Source organism: Streptomyces sp. TBY4, from assembly GCF_024213195.1.
Classification (GTDB): Bacteria; Actinomycetota; Actinomycetes; order Streptomycetales; family Streptomycetaceae; genus Streptomyces.
Genome location: NZ_JANAVF010000017.1, coordinates 1 through 17,177, shown reverse-complemented (window position 1 = coordinate 17,177; position 17,177 = coordinate 1). Strand labels below are relative to the sequence as shown.

18 protein-coding genes and 1 pseudogene are annotated in these 17,177 nt (G+C 71.3%); 12 read left to right on the top strand and 7 right to left on the bottom strand.

The genetic code is table 11. The annotated features are described in order from the left end of the window. The first annotated feature begins 112 nt into the window (after positions 1-112). Genes NLX94_RS30905 through NLX94_RS30890 form a run of 5 tightly spaced genes read left to right on the top strand, consistent with a single transcriptional unit; the run spans position 113 to position 1,718 of the window. Positions 113-352 (top strand): hypothetical protein, encoded by a 240-nt coding sequence (locus NLX94_RS30905; RefSeq protein WP_254386425.1) that lies wholly within the window; start codon positions 113-115, stop codon positions 350-352. After that, positions 345-698: a PRC-barrel domain-containing protein gene (locus NLX94_RS30900; protein WP_254386424.1), complete on the top strand. Its 354-nt coding sequence runs from the start codon at positions 345-347 to the stop codon at positions 696-698. The genes NLX94_RS30905 and NLX94_RS30900 overlap by 8 nt, the downstream gene beginning before the upstream one ends. Before the next feature lie 9 nt (positions 699-707). After that, positions 708-788 (top strand): DUF6131 family protein, encoded by an 81-nt coding sequence (locus tag NLX94_RS39655; protein WP_374684050.1) that lies wholly within the window; start codon positions 708-710, stop codon positions 786-788. Between the two features lie 40 nt (positions 789-828). Continuing rightward, a complete protein-coding gene (locus NLX94_RS30895) occupies positions 829-1,065 on the top strand; it encodes a DUF6213 family protein (protein ID WP_254386423.1) in 237 nt (78 codons plus the stop codon). Further along, positions 1,029-1,718 carry an ATP-binding protein gene (locus NLX94_RS30890; protein ID WP_308402589.1) on the top strand — a complete coding sequence of 230 codons (690 nt, stop codon included), beginning with the start codon at positions 1,029-1,031 and terminating at the stop codon, positions 1,716-1,718. The genes NLX94_RS30895 and NLX94_RS30890 overlap by 37 nt, the downstream gene beginning before the upstream one ends. 175 nt (positions 1,719-1,893) lie before the next feature. Here NLX94_RS30890 and NLX94_RS30885 read toward each other — a convergent pair. Further along, positions 1,894-2,703, bottom strand: a pseudogene (locus tag NLX94_RS30885) (SigB/SigF/SigG family RNA polymerase sigma factor); the annotation flags it as partial. A 305-nt stretch (positions 2,704-3,008) separates the two neighbouring features. Here NLX94_RS30885 and NLX94_RS30880 point away from each other — a divergent pair. Both NLX94_RS30880 and NLX94_RS30875 read left to right on the top strand, forming a co-directional pair. Beyond that, positions 3,009-3,857, top strand: a complete 849-nt coding sequence (locus tag NLX94_RS30880) for a class II glutamine amidotransferase (RefSeq protein WP_254386420.1) — start codon at positions 3,009-3,011, stop codon at positions 3,855-3,857. A gap of 200 nt (positions 3,858-4,057) precedes the next feature. Then, positions 4,058-4,279: a hypothetical protein gene (locus tag NLX94_RS30875; protein WP_254386419.1), complete on the top strand. Its 222-nt coding sequence runs from the start codon at positions 4,058-4,060 to the stop codon at positions 4,277-4,279. Between the two features lie 42 nt (positions 4,280-4,321). Here NLX94_RS30875 and NLX94_RS30870 read toward each other — a convergent pair whose 3' ends face one another. Then, positions 4,322-4,810: a DUF6328 family protein gene (locus NLX94_RS30870; RefSeq protein WP_254386417.1), complete on the bottom strand. Its 489-nt coding sequence runs from the start codon at positions 4,808-4,810 to the stop codon at positions 4,322-4,324. A gap of 142 nt (positions 4,811-4,952) precedes the next feature. On the opposite strand from NLX94_RS30870, the gene NLX94_RS30865 reads away from it, so the two are divergent. Further along, positions 4,953-5,771, top strand: coding sequence for a hypothetical protein (locus tag NLX94_RS30865; RefSeq protein WP_254386416.1), 819 nt, complete (start codon positions 4,953-4,955; stop codon positions 5,769-5,771). A 579-nt stretch (positions 5,772-6,350) separates the two neighbouring features. On the opposite strand, the gene NLX94_RS30860 is transcribed toward NLX94_RS30865, so the two are convergent. Beyond that, positions 6,351-6,506 (bottom strand): CsbD family protein, encoded by a 156-nt coding sequence (locus tag NLX94_RS30860; protein ID WP_302170848.1) that lies wholly within the window; start codon positions 6,504-6,506, stop codon positions 6,351-6,353. Positions 6,507-6,615: 109 nt separating this feature from the next. After that, positions 6,616-7,920, bottom strand: a complete 1,305-nt coding sequence (locus NLX94_RS30855) for an AI-2E family transporter (RefSeq protein ID WP_254386414.1) — start codon at positions 7,918-7,920, stop codon at positions 6,616-6,618. A gap of 159 nt (positions 7,921-8,079) precedes the next feature. Here NLX94_RS30855 and NLX94_RS30850 point away from each other — a divergent pair, with 159 nt between their 5' ends. Beyond that, positions 8,080-9,708, top strand: coding sequence for a phospholipase D-like domain-containing protein (locus tag NLX94_RS30850; protein ID WP_254386413.1), 1,629 nt, complete (start codon positions 8,080-8,082; stop codon positions 9,706-9,708). A 53-nt stretch (positions 9,709-9,761) separates the two neighbouring features. Here NLX94_RS30850 and NLX94_RS30845 read toward each other — a convergent pair whose 3' ends face one another. After that, entirely contained in the window at positions 9,762-10,112 is a 351-nt protein-coding gene (locus tag NLX94_RS30845) for an STAS domain-containing protein (RefSeq protein ID WP_254386411.1), read from the bottom strand. Positions 10,113-10,245: 133 nt separating this feature from the next. On the opposite strand from NLX94_RS30845, the gene NLX94_RS30840 reads away from it, so the two are divergent. Beyond that, positions 10,246-10,629, top strand: coding sequence for a helix-turn-helix domain-containing protein (locus tag NLX94_RS30840; RefSeq protein WP_254386410.1), 384 nt, complete (start codon positions 10,246-10,248; stop codon positions 10,627-10,629). Between the two features lie 357 nt (positions 10,630-10,986). Here the strand turns inward: NLX94_RS30840 and NLX94_RS30835 are convergent, their stop codons facing one another. Beyond that, complete coding sequence (locus tag NLX94_RS30835; protein WP_254386409.1) at positions 10,987-11,262, bottom strand: hypothetical protein; 276 nt, start codon at positions 11,260-11,262, stop codon at positions 10,987-10,989. A gap of 273 nt (positions 11,263-11,535) precedes the next feature. On the opposite strand from NLX94_RS30835, the gene NLX94_RS30830 reads away from it, so the two are divergent. After that, positions 11,536-12,573 (top strand): LacI family DNA-binding transcriptional regulator, encoded by a 1,038-nt coding sequence (locus tag NLX94_RS30830; protein WP_254386408.1) that lies wholly within the window; start codon positions 11,536-11,538, stop codon positions 12,571-12,573. 70 nt (positions 12,574-12,643) lie between these two features. Here NLX94_RS30830 and NLX94_RS30825 read toward each other — a convergent pair whose 3' ends face one another. Continuing rightward, a complete protein-coding gene (locus tag NLX94_RS30825) occupies positions 12,644-15,460 on the bottom strand; it encodes a glycosyl hydrolase (protein ID WP_254386407.1) in 2,817 nt (938 codons plus the stop codon). A 247-nt stretch (positions 15,461-15,707) separates the two neighbouring features. Between NLX94_RS30825 and NLX94_RS30820 the strand changes: the two genes are divergently transcribed. Continuing rightward, on the top strand, positions 15,708-17,012 hold the full coding sequence (locus NLX94_RS30820; RefSeq protein WP_254386406.1) for an ABC transporter substrate-binding protein: 1,305 nt from the start codon (positions 15,708-15,710) through the stop codon (positions 17,010-17,012). Positions 17,013-17,177 lie beyond the last annotated feature (165 nt).

Genomic DNA, 17,177 nt, shown 5'->3' with positions numbered 1-17,177 from the left:
CCCGAGCCTGCCCGCCCGGAACCCGGACAGCCCCGCCCCACAGAGCCGCCCGACTGAACACGACCAGGTCACCTTCGTCCTCCCCCGGGACGCACCCGAGGAGCCGGTCAGCGTGGTCGGGGACTTCAAGAATCTCGAGGAGGCCGTCATGGATGAACAAGGCGGTGCCGGAGGCATCCCGCACCGAGCACGGGAATCCACGCGGCGTGACGAGAAGCGCACGCCCGCAGCCGATACCGACGAGGCGAGCCGTCTCGACCGCCCGGAACCCCAACCGGACCCGGTGACGGGACGACGTCGCTGGTCCAGCCCGAAGGGCGACGAGGAGAAGCGAGGCGAGAGCGATGCGTGACACGAACATCTGGGGTTACGGACAGGACATCGGCCACCAGCCGGGGACCGACTTGATCGGCTACAAGGTCGAGGCGACGGACGGCCACATCGGAAAGATCGACAAGCACTCCGAGGACGTGGACGCCTCGTACCTCGTCGTAGACACCGGAGCCTGGATCTTCGGCAAGCACGTCCTGCTCCCCGCCGGCACCATCCGCCGCATCGACACGGTGGAGGAGAAGGTCTACGTCGATCGGACCAAGGAGCAGATCAAGAACGCACCCGAATACGACGACGCCAAACATGAGGGCGAGCCCACCTACCTTGAGCAGTTCGCCCGCTATTACGGCATGCCCCACATGTAAGGGCGCGCATTGCGGCAGCGGATCGGGGTCGTCCTGTGGGTGCTCGGCTCCGTCGGGCACGCGGTGGGAGGACGGCGGCACTATTGGTAGCGCGGACGCGCGTACCGGACGGCTCCCGGGAGACGTTTCCATGATCCAGATTTCCATACCGCTGGTCCCCTCGGATGACGGCGTCCTGCTGATCCCCGCAGATCACGTCACCGGCCTCCTGCGCCGCCTCTCGGCCGACTGGCTGGAATCGAAGCACGCCGGGGAGATGCGCGGCGACGAGCAGACCGTCCGGGACCTGGCGGACGTACTGACCGAGCTCGCCGATCAGATCGACGTCGAATGCATCGGGTTCACTTCGGCCGCTCCGCATCCGTAGGGCAGCGGCCGCACCCGGGAGCCCGGCAGGAGAGGGGCTTCGTCATGGACCTGGTGCCGCACGCACGGCATCGGCGCGTGACACGGCGGGGTGGGCGCGGAACGCAGGCGGGGCGGGACCTGAATCACCGCCCGGCGGAGGAGCACGCAATGGACCAGCGCGGATCGTCGGAGTGGACCCGGCGTCTGCTGGTGGGCGGTGCCACGGACGCCGTCGGACGGTGCCGCGCCTTCACCCGCCGAGCCCTCACCGAGTGGCAGTGGCTGCCGGAAGGCGGCATCGCGTACGGGAGCGGCGTAGGAGACGAGACCGCGAACGACGTGCTGCTCCTGGTGTCCGAAGTGGTGGCCAATGCCTGCATGCACACGGCCGGCCCGATCTCGCTGCTGTTGCGCCGCACCCCCGAGCGGCTGCGCATCGAGGTCAGGGACCCCAGTCCGGTCGTACCGGTCTACCGCGTCCCGGGCGATCCTGCCCGGCCCGGCGGCCACGGGCTGCTCATCGTGAAGCGGCTGGCCCTCGCGTGGGGAGCAGACCCCGTCGGGGGCGGGAAATGCGTGTGGGTGGAGGTCGCCACTCCACCGGCCCTGCGGAAGGCCCGGCCGGCCGCTGCCCCTTCCGGGCGGCCTCGCGGGGCTCACCGGCCGGCTTGAGCGCGCCACAGCGGGTCGGGCCAGTCGGGCAGGCCCCCGTTCCGTCTCGCGGCCCGGCCTGGCTGCCCCGCCCGGCCTGGCTGCCCTGGCATCGCTCGGGACCGGACTGCGCCCCGGGCCGTAGCGCCACGGTGCCCGGTTCGGGGCCGGCCGTGCGGTCCGGGTCTCCCTCGCCGTCCGGATCGCCCTCGTCCTCGCCCAGCATCCCGGCCCGCAGCCTGGCCATGATGCGGCTCAGCAGGCGCGAGACGTGCATCTGGGAGAGGCCGAGGCGATCGCCGATCTCGGACTGGTTCAGCTCCTGGCCGAAGCGCAGCGAGAGGATCAGCCGGTCGCGGTCACTGAGCGTGGCGAGCAGGGGTTTCAGCGTCTCCAGGCATTCGATGCGGTCGTACGCCTCCTCCTCCACTCCCAGCGGCCACTGCCGGGGGGCGCCGTCGGCCTCCGGACCCACGGGGGCGTCCAGGGATCCCGCCACGTAGCCGTGGGCCGCCCGGAGGCCCTCGTCCAGCTCCTCCGGCGTGATGCCGAGGCACTGAGCCAGCTCCTGGTCGGTCGGGCGCCGTCCCAGTCGCTGTTCCAGCGCGTCGTGCGTCTTGGCGATGTCGAGCCGGAGCTCCTGGAGACGCCGCGGGACCTTCACAGCCCAGCTGGTGTCGCGGAAGAACCGCTTCATCTCGCCGGTGATCGTGGGGATGGCGAACGTGGTGAACTCGACCCCCCGCTCGACGTCGTACCGGTTGATGGCCTTGATCAGACCCACCGTCCCGACCTGGACGATGTCCTCCATCGGCTCGGAGCGGTTGCGGAACCGGCGCGCCGCGTACTTCACGAGGCTGAGGTTGAGCTCGACCAGCGTGTTCCGTACGTACGAGTACTCCGCCGTCCCCTCGCTCAGCTCCTTCAGCCGTCGAAAGAGCGCGACGGACAGGGTCCGTGCCTCGCTGGTGCCGACGCTGAGCGGATCGTCCGGGACCTCGGGCATCCCGGTGCGGATCTCGCTGGGGAGGTCGGTACGGAGCGGATCGGTTGTGTCGCTGCAAACGGGTGACATGGGATTCCTCCGACGGATGGGTGGGCACCGGCCGCTCCTGGGCGGGGCGGCGGGAACCGTCGTGGTCGTCACGATGAGATATACCCGCACGGGGGAAGGCTGACCCCCTTCGTCTCGTGCGGACCGACTTCTTCCGGTACGCGGAGGCGCGTGCGCCACTCCCCCTCGCACACCTCCGCCGGCCCCGGCCGCGTCCGGGGTTAGGCTCGGAGCAGGCCGCGAAAGGGATGATTCGCATGTGCCGCTGGCTCGCCTACTCCGGTTCGCCCATGCTGCTCGACGCCGTGCTCTACCGTCCTGAGCATTCGCTGATCAACCAGAGCCTCCATGCCCGGATGGGCGTCGAGACGACGAACGGCGACGGCTTCGGGCTCGGCTGGTACAGCGGGGACGCCGGAAACGGGGACGGCACGCCGGCCGTCTTCCGGGACATCGCACCCGCCTGGAACAACCGCAATCTGCGCGAGCTCGCCGCGCACGTGCGCTCGCCGCTGTTCTTCGCTCACGTGCGCGCCTCGACGGGTTCGGCGGTGCAGCAGACCAACTGCCACCCGTTCCGCCACGGCCGGTGGCTGTGGATGCACAACGGGGCCATCGCGGACTTCCACCGGCTCCAGCGCGACCTCTGCCTGGCCGTGGACCCGGCGCTCTTCCCGTCCATCGAGGGGTCCACGGACTCCGAGGTGATGTTCTACCTGGCGGTGACCTTCGGGCTCGACCAGGACGTCCCGGGGGCGGTGGCCCGGATGACCGGGCTCGTGGAGCGGCTCGGCAAGGAGCACGGCGTCGCCGAACCGGTCCAGATGACCCTGGCCATCAGCGACGGGGAGCGGGTCTGGGCGTTCCGCTACTCCAGCCGGGGTGCGTCCCGGTCGCTCTTCTACAGCAGCCGCGCCGAGACCGTGCGCCACCTCCATCCCGAGGTGGAGTACCTCCAGGAGATCTCCGACGACTCGCGCATCGTGGTCTCCGAGCCGCTGGGGGACCTGCCCGGCGTCTGGAACGAGCTTCCCGAGTCCACCTACACGGTGGTCCCGTCCCCGGAGGACCAGGAGTACCTGTCCTTCGTCCCGGTGCTCGGCTGACGGCCTCGCCGGGGACGGTTCCGCGGCGGCCTCCCCCGGCGTATGCGGCGATCCGTGCTGCTGGCAAGCCCTGGCGGCCAACTCCCCCTTCGACCGGGGCCGGGACGCGGGCTACGCCAACTGGCGGGCCGTGGAGCACGCCCGCTGGCCGACCGTCGGGCCCGCCCCCGTCCGAGCACGTGCCGACGCTGGAGATCCGCGTGGCCGATGTGAACGCCCGGATCGGTACGGTCGTGCTCCTGGCCCTCCTCGTACGGGGCCTGGCCGCCACCCTGCGTGCGGAGGCGGCCGCGGGGGTTCCGGCCCCCGGACCGCATGCGGGGCGGCTCCGCGAGGCCCACCTGCTCGCGGCCGCGCACCGGCGTCACGGACGGCTCAGCCGGGTCGTCGACAGCCTCGTGGATAGCGTGGCCGCGGGCTGAGTCCCCCAGGCCCGCGCCGGAAGTTCCGCCCGGGGCGCCGGGTCAGCGCTTGGCGGTGTAGCGGATGCGCGCCCAGACGGGCAGCACGAACCAGCACAGCACGTACCAGGTGAACACTCCGCCGACGAGCCACGTCGCGAGGGCGTTGCCGGTCGCGACCCGGAGGACGAGGAGCAGGGCGGAGGTGCTCGTGGCCAGGAGCAGCACCAGGCCGGCGGAAGTCAGGCGCGCGGCCCACGTGACGGCCTCGGGCTTGATCCTGCGCCCCGAGACGAAGCGGTGGAAGGCCACGGGGCCGATCAGGGCGCCGGTCGCCAGGGAACCCAGGACCACCGTCACGACGTAGATCGCCTTCTCTGTCTGCGGGAGCCCCGCGAAGACGGGGGCGAAGGCCACCGTGAGCAGGAATCCGAACAGGATCTGGACGCCCGTCTGCGCGACCCGGATCTCCTGGACGAGCTCCTGCCACTGCCGGTCCGCGCGTTCCTCCGGGGATTCGTCGCGTCCCTGCTCATCCGTACCGTTCGACATCGAGCGCCTCCCTGCAAGGTCCCCCGGGCTTCGTCTGCCCCCGGGGCGCGGCATCATGTTCCGCGGCGGCGGGGATCCGCGGGCGCTCGGCCAGGACCCGCGACGCATTCCGAGACGGCCGTCTGGGCACTACGCTCCACGCGTGATCGATCATTCGAATGCACGTCTCGCCGACCTTCTCGACCGCCGTGCGGACGGGCACGAACCCGCGCCGGACACGGTGCTCGCCGCGCTGTTCGAGGGCGGGGTGTTCGTTCCCGTCACCGACACCGGATCGGTGATGTTCCTGCCCGACGACGAGCAGCCGCCCACGCTGCTCGGCTTCACCGACGCGGCGCTCGGCGCGCAGCTGCTGCCGACGGCCGCCGGGATGGTGCACTGCGATGCGGCGCGGCTGAAGGACATCCTGGAGAAGACCGGCGTCGCCGTGCTCGGGGTCCGCTCCGGAAACGGGCAGGCGATCTTTCCTGAGCAGGTGCTGCGGGACTGGTCGGCCTACGGGCCCGGGGCGGAAATGGAGCTCGACTGGTCCACCGACCCAGTGGCGGTCGCCCTGCGCGACGCACTGGTCCGGCGGGTTCGCGAATTCCCCGCCGTCCGCTCGGTGTGGGTGTCACAGGTCCGGTGGCCGGCCAGCGGCGAGGAACACCTGATGCTGCACGTCGCGGTGGACGAGGACCTGCCCTCGACCTCCGCCGACCGCCTGATGCAGATCCTGCTCGGCGAGGAGATGGAGCTCGGCCCGAGGCACCCGAAGGTCGGGATGCTCGCCCTGAACACCACCACCCACGCCGACACCATTGCCCACCTGGACCGTCAGGGCCTGGACACGGTGCGGCACGACGTCGAGTCGGGCCAGGTCCAGGTGATCTCCCGCGAGTACGACGACCCGTCGGCGGCCCCGGCGCATGGCACCGCGTCCCTGCCCCGGACCAGGCGCCGCTGGTTCGGCCGCTCCTGACGGGGCCCCTCCGGTCGTGGGGTTGCCTGCTTCAGAGCTCTGGTCAGCTCTCGGTTCTCGGTTGGTCTCGCGTGCGGTTCCGTTCCCTCCGCCCGCGGGGGTTCGTACGCCCCCTCGCTCACCGGCGGTCAGCCGTACCCGGCTCCGTCCTGCGGGCGGCGCGCTCGACGCGTTCCGGGTCGGACGGTGGGGACCCGGAGCCCGTACCCGTCCGCGACGGTGTTCCAGGCGGGCGTCCGTGCTCGTCGACCATGGCGCCCTGGTCGGGCAGTAGCCCGGGGCGACGACCGCTCTGGAGGGGGCCTCCCGGAGGCGGGCCGTCCTGGGGGTGGTGCCGAGGTACCTGCTCCTCGTGTCCGATGCCGGCACGCGGATGCTTTGCGGCGCTCCCGGCGGTGCTGCTCCCGGTGTCGGGTCCGTGCCCGTTCATGTCTGCCTCCTCCGTGGCGTCCGCCCCGTTCTGGGGGCCTGCCCCGTCCGACCGCGCTCCCGGGCGCCACCCCGCCGCGCGACGCCTCGTACGCCCACGGCCCCCGTCGCCCGGTTTCGGGGAAGGGGGCCGTGAAATCGACTGCCGTGCTAGTCCTTGAGGACGTCCTTGACCTTCTCCTTGGCCTGGCGGGCGTCACCCTTCATCTGGTCCGCGCGCCCCTCGGCGGTGACGCGTTCGTTGCCGACGGCGCGGCCCATCGCTTCCTTCGCCTTGCCCTTGGCCTGTTCCTTCTTGGCCTTCATCTTCTGCTCACCCGACACGGTTCTCACTCCGATCGCTGGCGATCATCTGACGTGCCGCGTCTGTCCGCGCAGCCCTCCCGTAAACCTCCCCGGCCCGCTCGTCGCCGGTTCAGCGGTCGGGGTCGTCGCCCGCCCGGGGATCCTCCGGCGAGCCTGATGCGGGCACCGGGGGTGCAGGGGGCCACGCGACGGCACGGGCGGGGTGGGACCGGAGGTGGGACACCACCGTGTTGCCCACGGCGACGAGCGGGACCGCGACGACGGCCCCGCCGATGCCCGCGATGGTGCCGCCCGTGGCGACGGCCAGGACCACGGCCAGCGGGTGCACCCGCACGGCCCTGCCGAGGATGAACGGCTGGAGCACGTGCCCTTCGATCTGCTGCACCACGAGGACGACCATCAAGGCCATCAGAGCGGTGAAGACGCCATCCGTGACGAGCGCGACCACGACCGCCAGCGCGCCGGAGACGACGGCGCCCACGAGGGGCACGAAGGAGGACAGGAAGATCACCACCCCGATCGGAACGGCGAGCGGTACGCCCAGGAAGTAGATGCCGACGCCGATGAAGACCGCGTCGATCATCGCGACGATCATGGTGCCGCGCACGTAGGCGGTGAGGGTCCGCCAGGCGCGCGGACCGGCTCCGGCGACCCCCGGGCGGGCCGCCGCGGGAACGAGCCGGAGGGTCCATTGCCAGATGCGCCTGCCGTCGTAGAGCAGGAAGAGCGTGGCGAACATGGCCAGCAGCAGTCCGGTGATGACCTCCACCAGAACGGTGGCGCCCTGGAGCCCGGTGGAGGTGATCTCACTCGTGCTCGTGCCGATGCTGTCGCTCAGACGGTCGGCGATGTCGTTGATCTGTTGCTCCGTGACGTGCAGCGGACTGTCGATCAGCCACTGCCTGAGCTCGCCGATGCCTTCCCGCACCCGGTCCGAGAGGTTGTCCAGGTTGTCGAGCACCTGCCAGACGACGAACCATCCGACCAGCCCGAGCAACACGAAGCCGCAGGTCGCGGTGAGGGCGGTCGCCGCGCCGCGGGACAGTCCGCTCCGGTGCAGCCGCGCGACCGTCGGCTGGAGCAGCGCGGTGACCAGGAGCGCGACGACGAAGGCGAGGGCGACCAGCCGTACCGCCCCGATGACCCGCATCAGCACCCAGACCGTCGCGGCGAGCACCAGGAACCGCCAGCCGGCCTCCGCGGCCACCCTCACCCCCCAGGGCACCGCGGCCGAGGGGTCCCGCGCCACGGCGCCGGGCCCGTGCGGCGGCTCCGGCGCGACCGGTTCCTCCCACTGCTCCTCGGCATCCGCCTCGCGCCGGGCATGGAGGCGGGCCCGGCGCTCGGCGAGCCCGGCCACGCGTTTCTTCGCACGCCCGAGCCATCCGCGCGTTCCGGGCAGGGGGCGGTCCACCGTGGAGTCCTCCGAGTCCTTGCAGGGAATCCCCTCCAGGCTGGACCGTGCGCGGCCGACCGGCACCCCGGCATCCCCCGGACCTCGGCCGGACGGGCCGGTCGGGCTCCCGTGTGTGGAAGGACGGAGAGCGGGTACGCGAGCGGGTGGAGGCCCGCCATGCCCACCTCGGACTGGATGCTGGCGCCTGGGGAACGCGGCAACACCGCCACCCGGCTGGAGCATCGCCGGGCGGACGGGGCGGCCTGGTCCGAGGGCAACGAGGCACGGCCGCTCGTCCACGGCGCCACGTACTTCGCGGAGCTCCTCGCGCGGGTCCGTGCGATGCGCGCAGGCGACCTGCTGCTGTTCACCGACTGGCGCGGCGATCCCGACGAACGGCTCCGCGGACCCGGGACGGAGGTCGCGGCCGTCCTGGGCGCGGCGGCCCGGCGCGGTGTCATCGTCAAGGGGCTGCTGTGGCGCTCCCACCTGGACGGCTTCCGGTTCAGTGAGAAGGAGAACCGTTCCCTCAGCGAGGACATCGAGGCGGCGGGCGGGGAGTGTCTGCTCGATCTGCGCGTACGGCCCGGTGGCTCGCACCACCAGAAGATGGTGGTGCTGCGGCACCCCGGCCACCCGGAGCGCGATGTCGCGTACGTCGGCGGCATCGACCTCTGCCACAACCGCAACGACGACGCCGACCACCGCGGCGACCGTCAATCGGTGCCCCTGGCACCCCGCTACGGTCCGCACCCACCGTGGCACGATGTCCAGCTCGCCCTGAGCGGGCCGGTCGTGGGCGACATCGAAGCCGTGTTCCGCGAGCGCTGGGAGGATCCCGCGCCGCTCAGCCGCAGCCCGCTCGTGCGCCTGCGCGAACGGCTGGCCCGGGAGGACGTCAGTGCGGACGCACTGCCGCCGCAGGAGCCCGATCCCCCACCGTGCGGCACGCACGCCGTCCAGGTGCTGCGCACCTATCCGAACCGTCTGCTGCGGGGCTATCCCTTCGCCCCCGACGGGGAGCGCAGCATCGCCCGGGGCTACCTCAAGGCGCTGCTGCGGGCTCGGACGCTGATCTACCTGGAGGACCAGTACTTGTGGTCCCCGCGCGTCGTGGACTGCTTCGCCCGTGCGCTGCGCATGAGTCCGCGGCTGCGGCTGGTCGCCGTCATCCCCACCGTTCCGGAGCAGGACGGCCTGCTCACCGGGCCCATGAACCTGATCGGACGGATCACCGCCCTGGAGGAGCTGGGCCGCGCGGGAGGAGACCGGGTCGCGGTGTACGGCCTGGAGAACCATGCCTCCACCCCCGTCTACGTGCATGCCAAGGTGTGCGTGATCGACGACGTCTGGGCCGCCGTCGGGTCCGACAACGTCAACATGCGTTCGTGGACGCACGACTCCGAGCTGAGCTGCACCGTCCTCGACCAAGCCGCCGATCGGAGGCGGCCGCTCGACCCGGGCGGTCTCGGGGACGGGGCCCGCCCGTTCGCCCGGGAGCTGCGCCTGGAGCTCATGCGCGAGCACCTCGACGCGGGTGCCGCTGTCGGGGAGGGGGCCGGGTCGCCCGGGGCGGAGGCGCTGTGCGATCCGTCCACCGCGTTCGACCGTCTCGGCGAGTCCGCCGCGGCCCTGGACGCCTGGCACGCGGCCGGGCGCCGCGGCCCGCGGCCGGCGGGCCGCTTGCGCCGCTACGTCGCTCCGCGGCTGCCGACCGTACGACGCCTGCTGGCGACCCCGCCGCACCACGCCCTGGTCGACCCCGACGGGCGTCCCCTCGGCATGCGCCTCCGCGGCGGATTCTGACCCCCGGTCGGCCTGTGCGGCTGCGGAGGTCAGGGACTTTCGGGGCGGGTGCGTCAGGTGAAGAGGGTCCGGGTGCCGGTGAGGTGGAGGAGCCTCTCGACGGGTCGGCCGGCGGCGGTGATGCGCAGGCCGCGGCCGACGCGTAGGGCGGCGTGCCGGACGGTCAGCAGGGCGTTGAGGGCGGAGCAGTCGCAGAAGGAGACCCGCTCCAGGTCGAGGAGGAGGTCGCCGCGGTGCGCGGCGAGGGCTATGAGGAGGGTGTCGCGGAGCGCGGCCGCGTTCTGGAGGTCGATCTCACCGCTCACGCAGACCCGGACGGTTCCGGGCGGCCCCGCCTCCACGCCGATCTCCAGGCCGTCGGCCGTGGAGGTGTCGAGGTCGGTTGCGTACACGATCCCGGTCATCTGTGCCTCCCCGGACGTCCTGGGGCTGCCGGCTGCTGCACACCTTCAACAGCATCGTCCGCACCGGAAGAACATACGTCAATAATTTCGCAAGAAACGGGACGTACATACGATAAAGGGGCATTCTGGAGGTATGGGTGAACCGCTTCGCCGGGCTCCGTGGACCTTCCTGACGAGTCACGCACGCGTACTCATGGCCCTCGAAAGGGACCCCGGCGTCCGCCTGAGGGACGTGGCCACGACCTGCCTGCTCACCGAGCGGACCGTCCAGGCGCTCGTCGCCGACCTCGAGGAGGGCGGATACCTCACCCGGGTACGCGACGGCCGGCGCAACCGCTACCGGATCACACCCGGAGCCAAATTCCGCCACCCCGCCGAGGCCGAACACGACATCGCCGAGCTCCTCCACCTCTTCGCCCAGCCGGGCCGGCCGGGACAGCCCGGCCCGGCCCGCGGGCTCCAAGTCGAAACCCCGGCCCTCGACACGGGCAGGGACGCCCGACGGCTGGGACTGTGAACGCCCCCAGCCGCTAGCGCGGGTGCAGGCGGCGGACGTGGTGCGACCTTGAGACGGGAGGCGATCTCGAACTCCGCCGGGCCGCCCCGTGCAGGGCGATCGCCCCCCGCGGGTGCGCCGGTCAGGGCACGTCGAAGGCCGGGGAGCCGCCGAAGGACGTGGTCTCCGTGCCCTCGTGGGCCAGGAACCATTCGCCGGGCGCGCGGGGCGGGGTGGAGGTCAGGACCGCGCCGCCCCGGCCCGTCGTCAGGTCGGCGACCCGATGCCAGATCCCCGTGCCGTACTGGGTGTAGTCCAGCCTGACCGCGAGCCCGGCGGGGGCGCCGACGTAGCCGCCGTTGTCCCAGTCGGCGAGGGTCAGCCGGCCGGGCGCGCGGCGGGGCCGATCAGTTGCGAGCCGGGGCCGATCAGCGCGGCGTCCGCCTGGTTCCGCTGGATGCCGGAGTCGTCCGCGGCTTGGACAGTGACGGTGAAGGTCTGGGACCCCTCGGGGCCGACCGCGACGGCGACGGGGGGGATCATGCCGTTCAGGATCCGCGGCGGGATGGCGCGGTCGGCCCGGGCAGCGGTGACCGGAAGGGCGAGCAGAGCGAGAACGGCGAGAACGGCGGCAGGGACAAGTGGTCTGCGCATGGCGGCCTCCTGATGTCTGGCCGCACCGTACGACCGGCTCCGGGACCGGTGAAGACGGCCGGACAGGATCGGTACGCGTTCATGACGGACGGGCCCCGGCCGTCGCCCGCATCCGTGCGCGTTGCACCCTGTGGGCGCCCGGCCTGCAGGTGCCCGATTGGAAGCGCTCTCAGATTTCGGCCCGTCCCGGCGCTAGGCTGTAGCCGATCCGGCGACGGCACAAGTCCGCACCACCGTGCGTGCCGCCGCCCCCGCCGACGAGGAGCGACCGCCTTGCCCGAGCAGTCCCCCGGGTCCCGCCCCACCCTGGAAGCCGTCGCGGCGCGTGCGGGAGTCTCCCGGGCCACTGCCTCGCGGGTTGTCAACGGGGGCGACGGGGTGCGCAAGCCGCTGGTCGACAAGGTGCTCCGGGCGGTCGACGAGCTCGGCTACGTCCCCAACCACGCGGCCCGGACGCTGGTGACGCGGCGGACGGGTGCGGTGGCCGTCGTCATCGCGGAGCCGGAGGTGCGGATCTTCTCGGACCCCTTCTTCTCCCAGCAGATCCGGGGCATCAGCAAGGAGCTGACCGCCCACGACACCCAGCTCGTGCTGCTGCTGGTGGAGGGGCCGGGGGACTTCGACCGGATCACCCGGTACCTGTCCGGCGGGCACGTGGACGGCGCTCTCGCCTTCTCCCTGCATACGGACGATCCGCTGCCCGCGATCACCCGGCGAGCGGGGATCGCGACCGTGTTCGGGGGCCGGCCCGGATGGACCGCGGACCCCGGCGAACGGGCCGTTCCGTACGTCGACGCCGACAACCGGGGCGGGGCCCGGGTCGCCGTGCAGCACCTGCTGGATCTCGGGCGGGAGCGGATCGCGCACATCTCCGGGCCGCCCGACCAGACCTCGGCGATGGACCGCCTCGACGGCTACCGCGACGTGCTGCTGGACATGGATCCGACCCTCGTCGCCGAGGGCGCCTTCACCGTGGAGAGCGGGGCCCGGGCGATGGCGGAGCTGCTGGATCGGCGGCCCGACCTGGACGCGGTGTTCGTCGCGAACGACCTGATGGCCTCGGGGGCCCTACGGGTCCTGCGGGAGCGCGGGATCGCGGTGCCCGAGCGGGTGGCGGTCGTCGGGTTCGACGACATGGATCCGGTGGCCGGGGAGACCGACCCTCCGCTGACCACCGTCCGCCAGGACATCGAGGGCCAGGGGCGGCTGATGGCACGGCTGCTGCTGCGCAACCTCGACCGTACGGGAAGCAGTGCGGCACCTGACTCCGTGATCACCCCGACCGTGCTGGTGCGGCGGGCCTCGGCCTGAGGAGCCGGAGACCCGCCGCACCGATCGCAGACGTACGCCCGTAGGCCGTACGCCCGTAGGCCCGTATTGGCTACACGTACGGGATCTTCAGCACCGCCGCGTCCGTGCCCGTCTGTACCTGGGTCGTGCCGTTGCCCAGCGCGTTCCAGATCTCCAGGCGGACGGTGCCGTTCCTGAGTTCGCCCAGGCTGCCGGTGACGGCCTGCGCGCCGACGGCCTGCGTGTACTCCTCCCAGCCCGCGACCGGGTCGGTCGCGAAGTAGCGGTAGGTTTCGGTGCGGTCGAAGGTGCCGTCACCGGTCAGGTCGTAGCTGACCCGGACCTGCGGGGCGAGCGCCACCTTGGTGCCCGCGTCCACCCGGAGGCGGAACGAGGTGGCCGCCCCGGCCGCGAGTTGGCCGCTCACCTGCTTCGCCTCGTAGACGGTCGGCTTGTAGGGGGTGCCGTCCCGGTTCACGCCGTCGGCCGAGGCCACGGTGTCCGCGCTGGCCGGGTCGGTGGTGGCGGTGGTGAGGATGCCGCCGGTCTTGAGGCGGAAGGTGTTGCCGGTGGACGGGCCCGGCTCCTCCGGGTCCGGGTCCGGGTTTCCGGCGCCGGTGCCCGTGGCCGTCGAACGGGCCGGTACGGAGAGGGTCTTGCCGTCGGAGAAGGTCACCGTGCGGGTGGTGGAGCCGTGGTTGTGCGCGGTGTAGGTGCGGGTGCCGTTCTTGGTGAAGACCGCAGAGGTGGGCAGGTCGCCGCTGACCGTCATGTCCGGTGCGCCGAGCGTGTCGAGCGTGCTGATCCAGTGATAGGTGTGCGCCTTGGACTCGCCCTGCTCCGGCGTGTAGTTGCCGTTGACGCCGTCCCACTTGACCTTCGCCCTGGCCGGATCGGCCAGGGCCTCGAACTCCCAGAGCAGGTCGCGCCACTCCTGGGCCGGACCGCCGTTCTCGCGCTCCATCTCGGCGATGTTCCGGGTGATGGCGGCCTTCTCACGGGCCAGGTGCAGTGAACCACCCGTCACCGGAAGGACGTTGATCCCGTGGATCTCCTCCGGGTTGGCGGTCCACCAGGTGGAGTACGCGGCGCCGCTGCCCCAGACCATGCCGACCGTCCCGTACTTGTACGAGGCGGGGAAGACCTGCTCGTTCGCGTCGAACCAGTACTGGGTGATCGCCTCGGATTCCGTCGTCAGCAGGTAGCTGCCGAGGTCGCGGAGCGAGGTGTCGCCGGTCGCCGCGCCCCAGAGCACGAGGCCGGCACTGAGGTTGACGGACTCCGAGGAGGACTCCTGGTTGTTGCCCGCGGCGAAGCCCTGGTGCCCGGAGGCCCAGCTGTGGCCCGCGTACACGTCGAAGCCGCGCAGGAAGGGGTACGCCGAGTCCGTGCGGCTCTGGTTGGCCGTGTCGCGGATCAGGTGCTTGATCATGGTGCCCCAGGCCGGGTCGGCGGCCCAGGCCGGGTCGTACTGGGCGATGATCGCCGCCGCGTAGACGTAGTAGCTGTAGTGGAAGTGGTGGTCGTTGAGTTCGGTGTCGCTGCCGTACGAGGCCGGGTACCCGATGAGGGTCTTCCAGTCCTTGTCGTAGCTGAACTCGCTCGCCCCGCCCGCCGTGAACCACTCCTGGAGCCGGCCCTTCATCAGGCCGAGGAGCTTGTCGCGGGTCGCGGTCTGGCCGATCTGGTCGGCCACGGGCACCAGTTGGGCGAGCCGGCCGAGCGCCTTGCCGGTCCAGTAGGTGTCGGTGGCTCCGGAGAACGGGTCGGAGGCGTTCGCGACCTCGTTCAGGTAGCCGGTCAGCCGGGCCCGGTCGACACCGCTGGAGGCCGGCAGGGCGGGCACGACCCCGTTGTTCTTCTGGCTGGTGGTGAAGGAGGCGGACTCGCGCACCTTCATGGTGCCGCGCGGTGAGACGTAGGTGTACGGGGTCAGCGCGTCGGTGGTGTGCAGCCACTGGTGGCGGTAGAGGGCCTGGAGGGTGCCGCGCTCGGTGCCCTCCTTGGCCTCGGTGGTCAGGGTGTAGGTCGCCCGGATGGCGCCGCCGGCGCTCTGCCAGGCCACCTGGGAGCCGGTGACGAAGCTGAACGCGTACTTGCGGTAGGTCGCGAGCGCGTCCGTGGAGGGCAGGACGGCGAGCGAGAAGTAGTCCTTGCCCGCGAGTCCCGCGGTGATGGTGGTGCCCGACACGTTCCAGTCGGCGCCGGTCGGGGCGAAGAGGGCGTAGTGGTGACCGGCGACCGTGATGCCGAGGACGTTGCCGTTGTCGGCGAAGACGGTGGGCGTGGAGGCCGTCGTGATGCGGGCGTCGCCGCCGGAACCCTTGGCGTACACGAACGGCATGCCGTGGCCGATGGTGGCCCGGAAGGTGCGGGAGCCGTCGGCCCAGTAGGGGGTGACCGTCCAGTCCGACCAGGCGTCGGCCTTGGTGTCGGGAGAGTTCAGGCCGGTGAGGCCGACGGTGAGGTCGGCCTTGTGGGCGTACTCGTACTGCCGGCCGTCGCCGACGATCGCGGGCGCGGTCGGGTAGCCGACCTCCAGGCCGGAGGCCTTGGCCTGGTAGGTGAGGGGGTGACCGTACATGGGTGTGGAGTACGGGTTGTCCCCGTAGCGCTGATAGGCGAGCGAGGTCCACCAGTCGTTGGTCGGAACCGGCTTGTTCCGGGCGGCCTCGGTGAGTTTCGGCGTGACGGGAGTACCGGTGTTCGTCGTAGGACCGGACCTGCCGGCAGGTCGGGTGTCGCTGTAACTTCCCGAACCCGCGGGGATGGTGGCGGCGGCCGCGGGAGAGGCGGCGGGCCCCAGGCCGACGGCGGCCAGGGCTACCGCCAGGAACGTCGCCGCTGCGGGTCTGGAGAGGGAGGCCCGGAGAGGGGCTCTGGGGGAGGTTCGGAGGGAGGCTTGCACGAAACAGCACCTCGATCACGTGGGGTGGGGGGAAGAGCGCCTTCGAGAGCGCTCTCAAGTGCCAGGAACGTAAATCTCCTGAAACATTGATGTCAAGGGACCCGGCATTAGGGGCAGTTGAAGGCAACGCCAAGCCGTTATGTGTTCGAGTCTTGACGAGGAGCAGGCGGTGGGAGACGCTCCAGTCGCACGGATTGAGAGCGCTCTCAAAGCGCTCGGTTCATCCCGAGATCAAGGGAGGCTTCCCATGTCCATCGCCCGAGCCGCCAAGAGAGCCACGACCCGCCTCGGCGCGGTCGTGCTCGCAGGGGCCCTTCTCGCCGCCTGTGGATCGAGCTCCTCGTCGGACTCCTCCGACGGCGCGGGCGGAAAGGTCACCCTCACGGTCGACCTCTTCGGATCCTTCGGTTTCAAGGAGGCCGGGCTCTACGAGGAGTACCAGAAGCTCCACCCCGAGGTGACGATCAAGCAGAGCGACACCCAGGACGAGGCGGACTACTGGAAGTCCTTCCAGACCCGCCTCGCGGGCGGCGGCGGTCTCGCGGACGTGCAGGGCGTCGAGGTGGGCCGGATCGCGTCGGTCACCCAGCAGCAGTCGGACAAGTTCGAGGACTTGAAGAAGTACGGGGCGGACAAGCTCAAGGGCCAGTTCGCCGAGGCCAAGTGGTCGGCCGCGGCCACCAAGGACGGCAAGGTCCTCGGCCTGGGCACGGACGTGGGCCCCGAGGCCATGTGCTACCGCACCGACCTCTTCCAGCAGGCCGGCCTGCCCACCGATCGCGAGGAGCTCGCGAAGAAGTGGTCCACGTGGGAGGGCTACCTGGAGCTGGGCAAGGAGTACAAGAAGAAGGCACCTGCCCAGAGCGCCTGGCTGGACAGCATCGGATCCCTCTACGGGATCATGATCGGCCAGGAGAAGGAGCGGTACTACGACGCCTCCGGCACCTTGGTCTACGCGACGAACCCGGCGGTCAGGACCGCCTGGGACACCTCCGTGAAGGCGGCCGAGGCCGGCCTGAGCGCCAAGCTCGACCAGTGGTCTCCCCAGTGGAACCAGGCCTTCGCCGCCGGTTCGTTCGCCACCATCCCCTGCCCGGCCTGGATGCTCGGCTACATCAAGGGCCAGGCCGGTGACGCGGGCAAGGGCAAGTGGGACATCGCCAAGCTGCCGGGCGGCGCGGGCAACTGGGGCGGCTCCTACCTCTCGATCCCGCGTGCGGCCAAGCACAAGGAGGAGGCGTACAAGCTGATCGAGTGGCTCACCGCGCCCGAGCAGCAGGCGAAGGTCTTCCAGAAGCAGGGCAACTTCCCCTCCTCGACGGGCGCGATCGCGAAGATCGTGGACGCCAAGGACGAGTACTTCTCGGGCGCCCCGATCGGCCGGATCTTCGGTGACGCGGCCAAGGCGTCGCCGGTCCAGGTGCTGGGCGTGCACGACCAGAACGTGATGCAGCAGCTGACGAACGCGCTGAGCGAGGTCGAGCGCAAGGGAGTCGCGTCGGACACGGCGTGGGAGACGGCCAAGAAGGGCGTGGCCAACGTGACCGGCTGACAGCCGTTGCGGGACCGGTCGCGAGGCCGGTCCCACCCCTCCCACCGCCGCTTGGCCGTCTCTTTCGGATCTTGCCGGGCCCGCGGCCTCTGGCACCGCGCCTGGCCGCACTGCCAGGGCAACCGAGTACGTCCAGTACGCGGACGCCCCGACAGCACGGCCAGG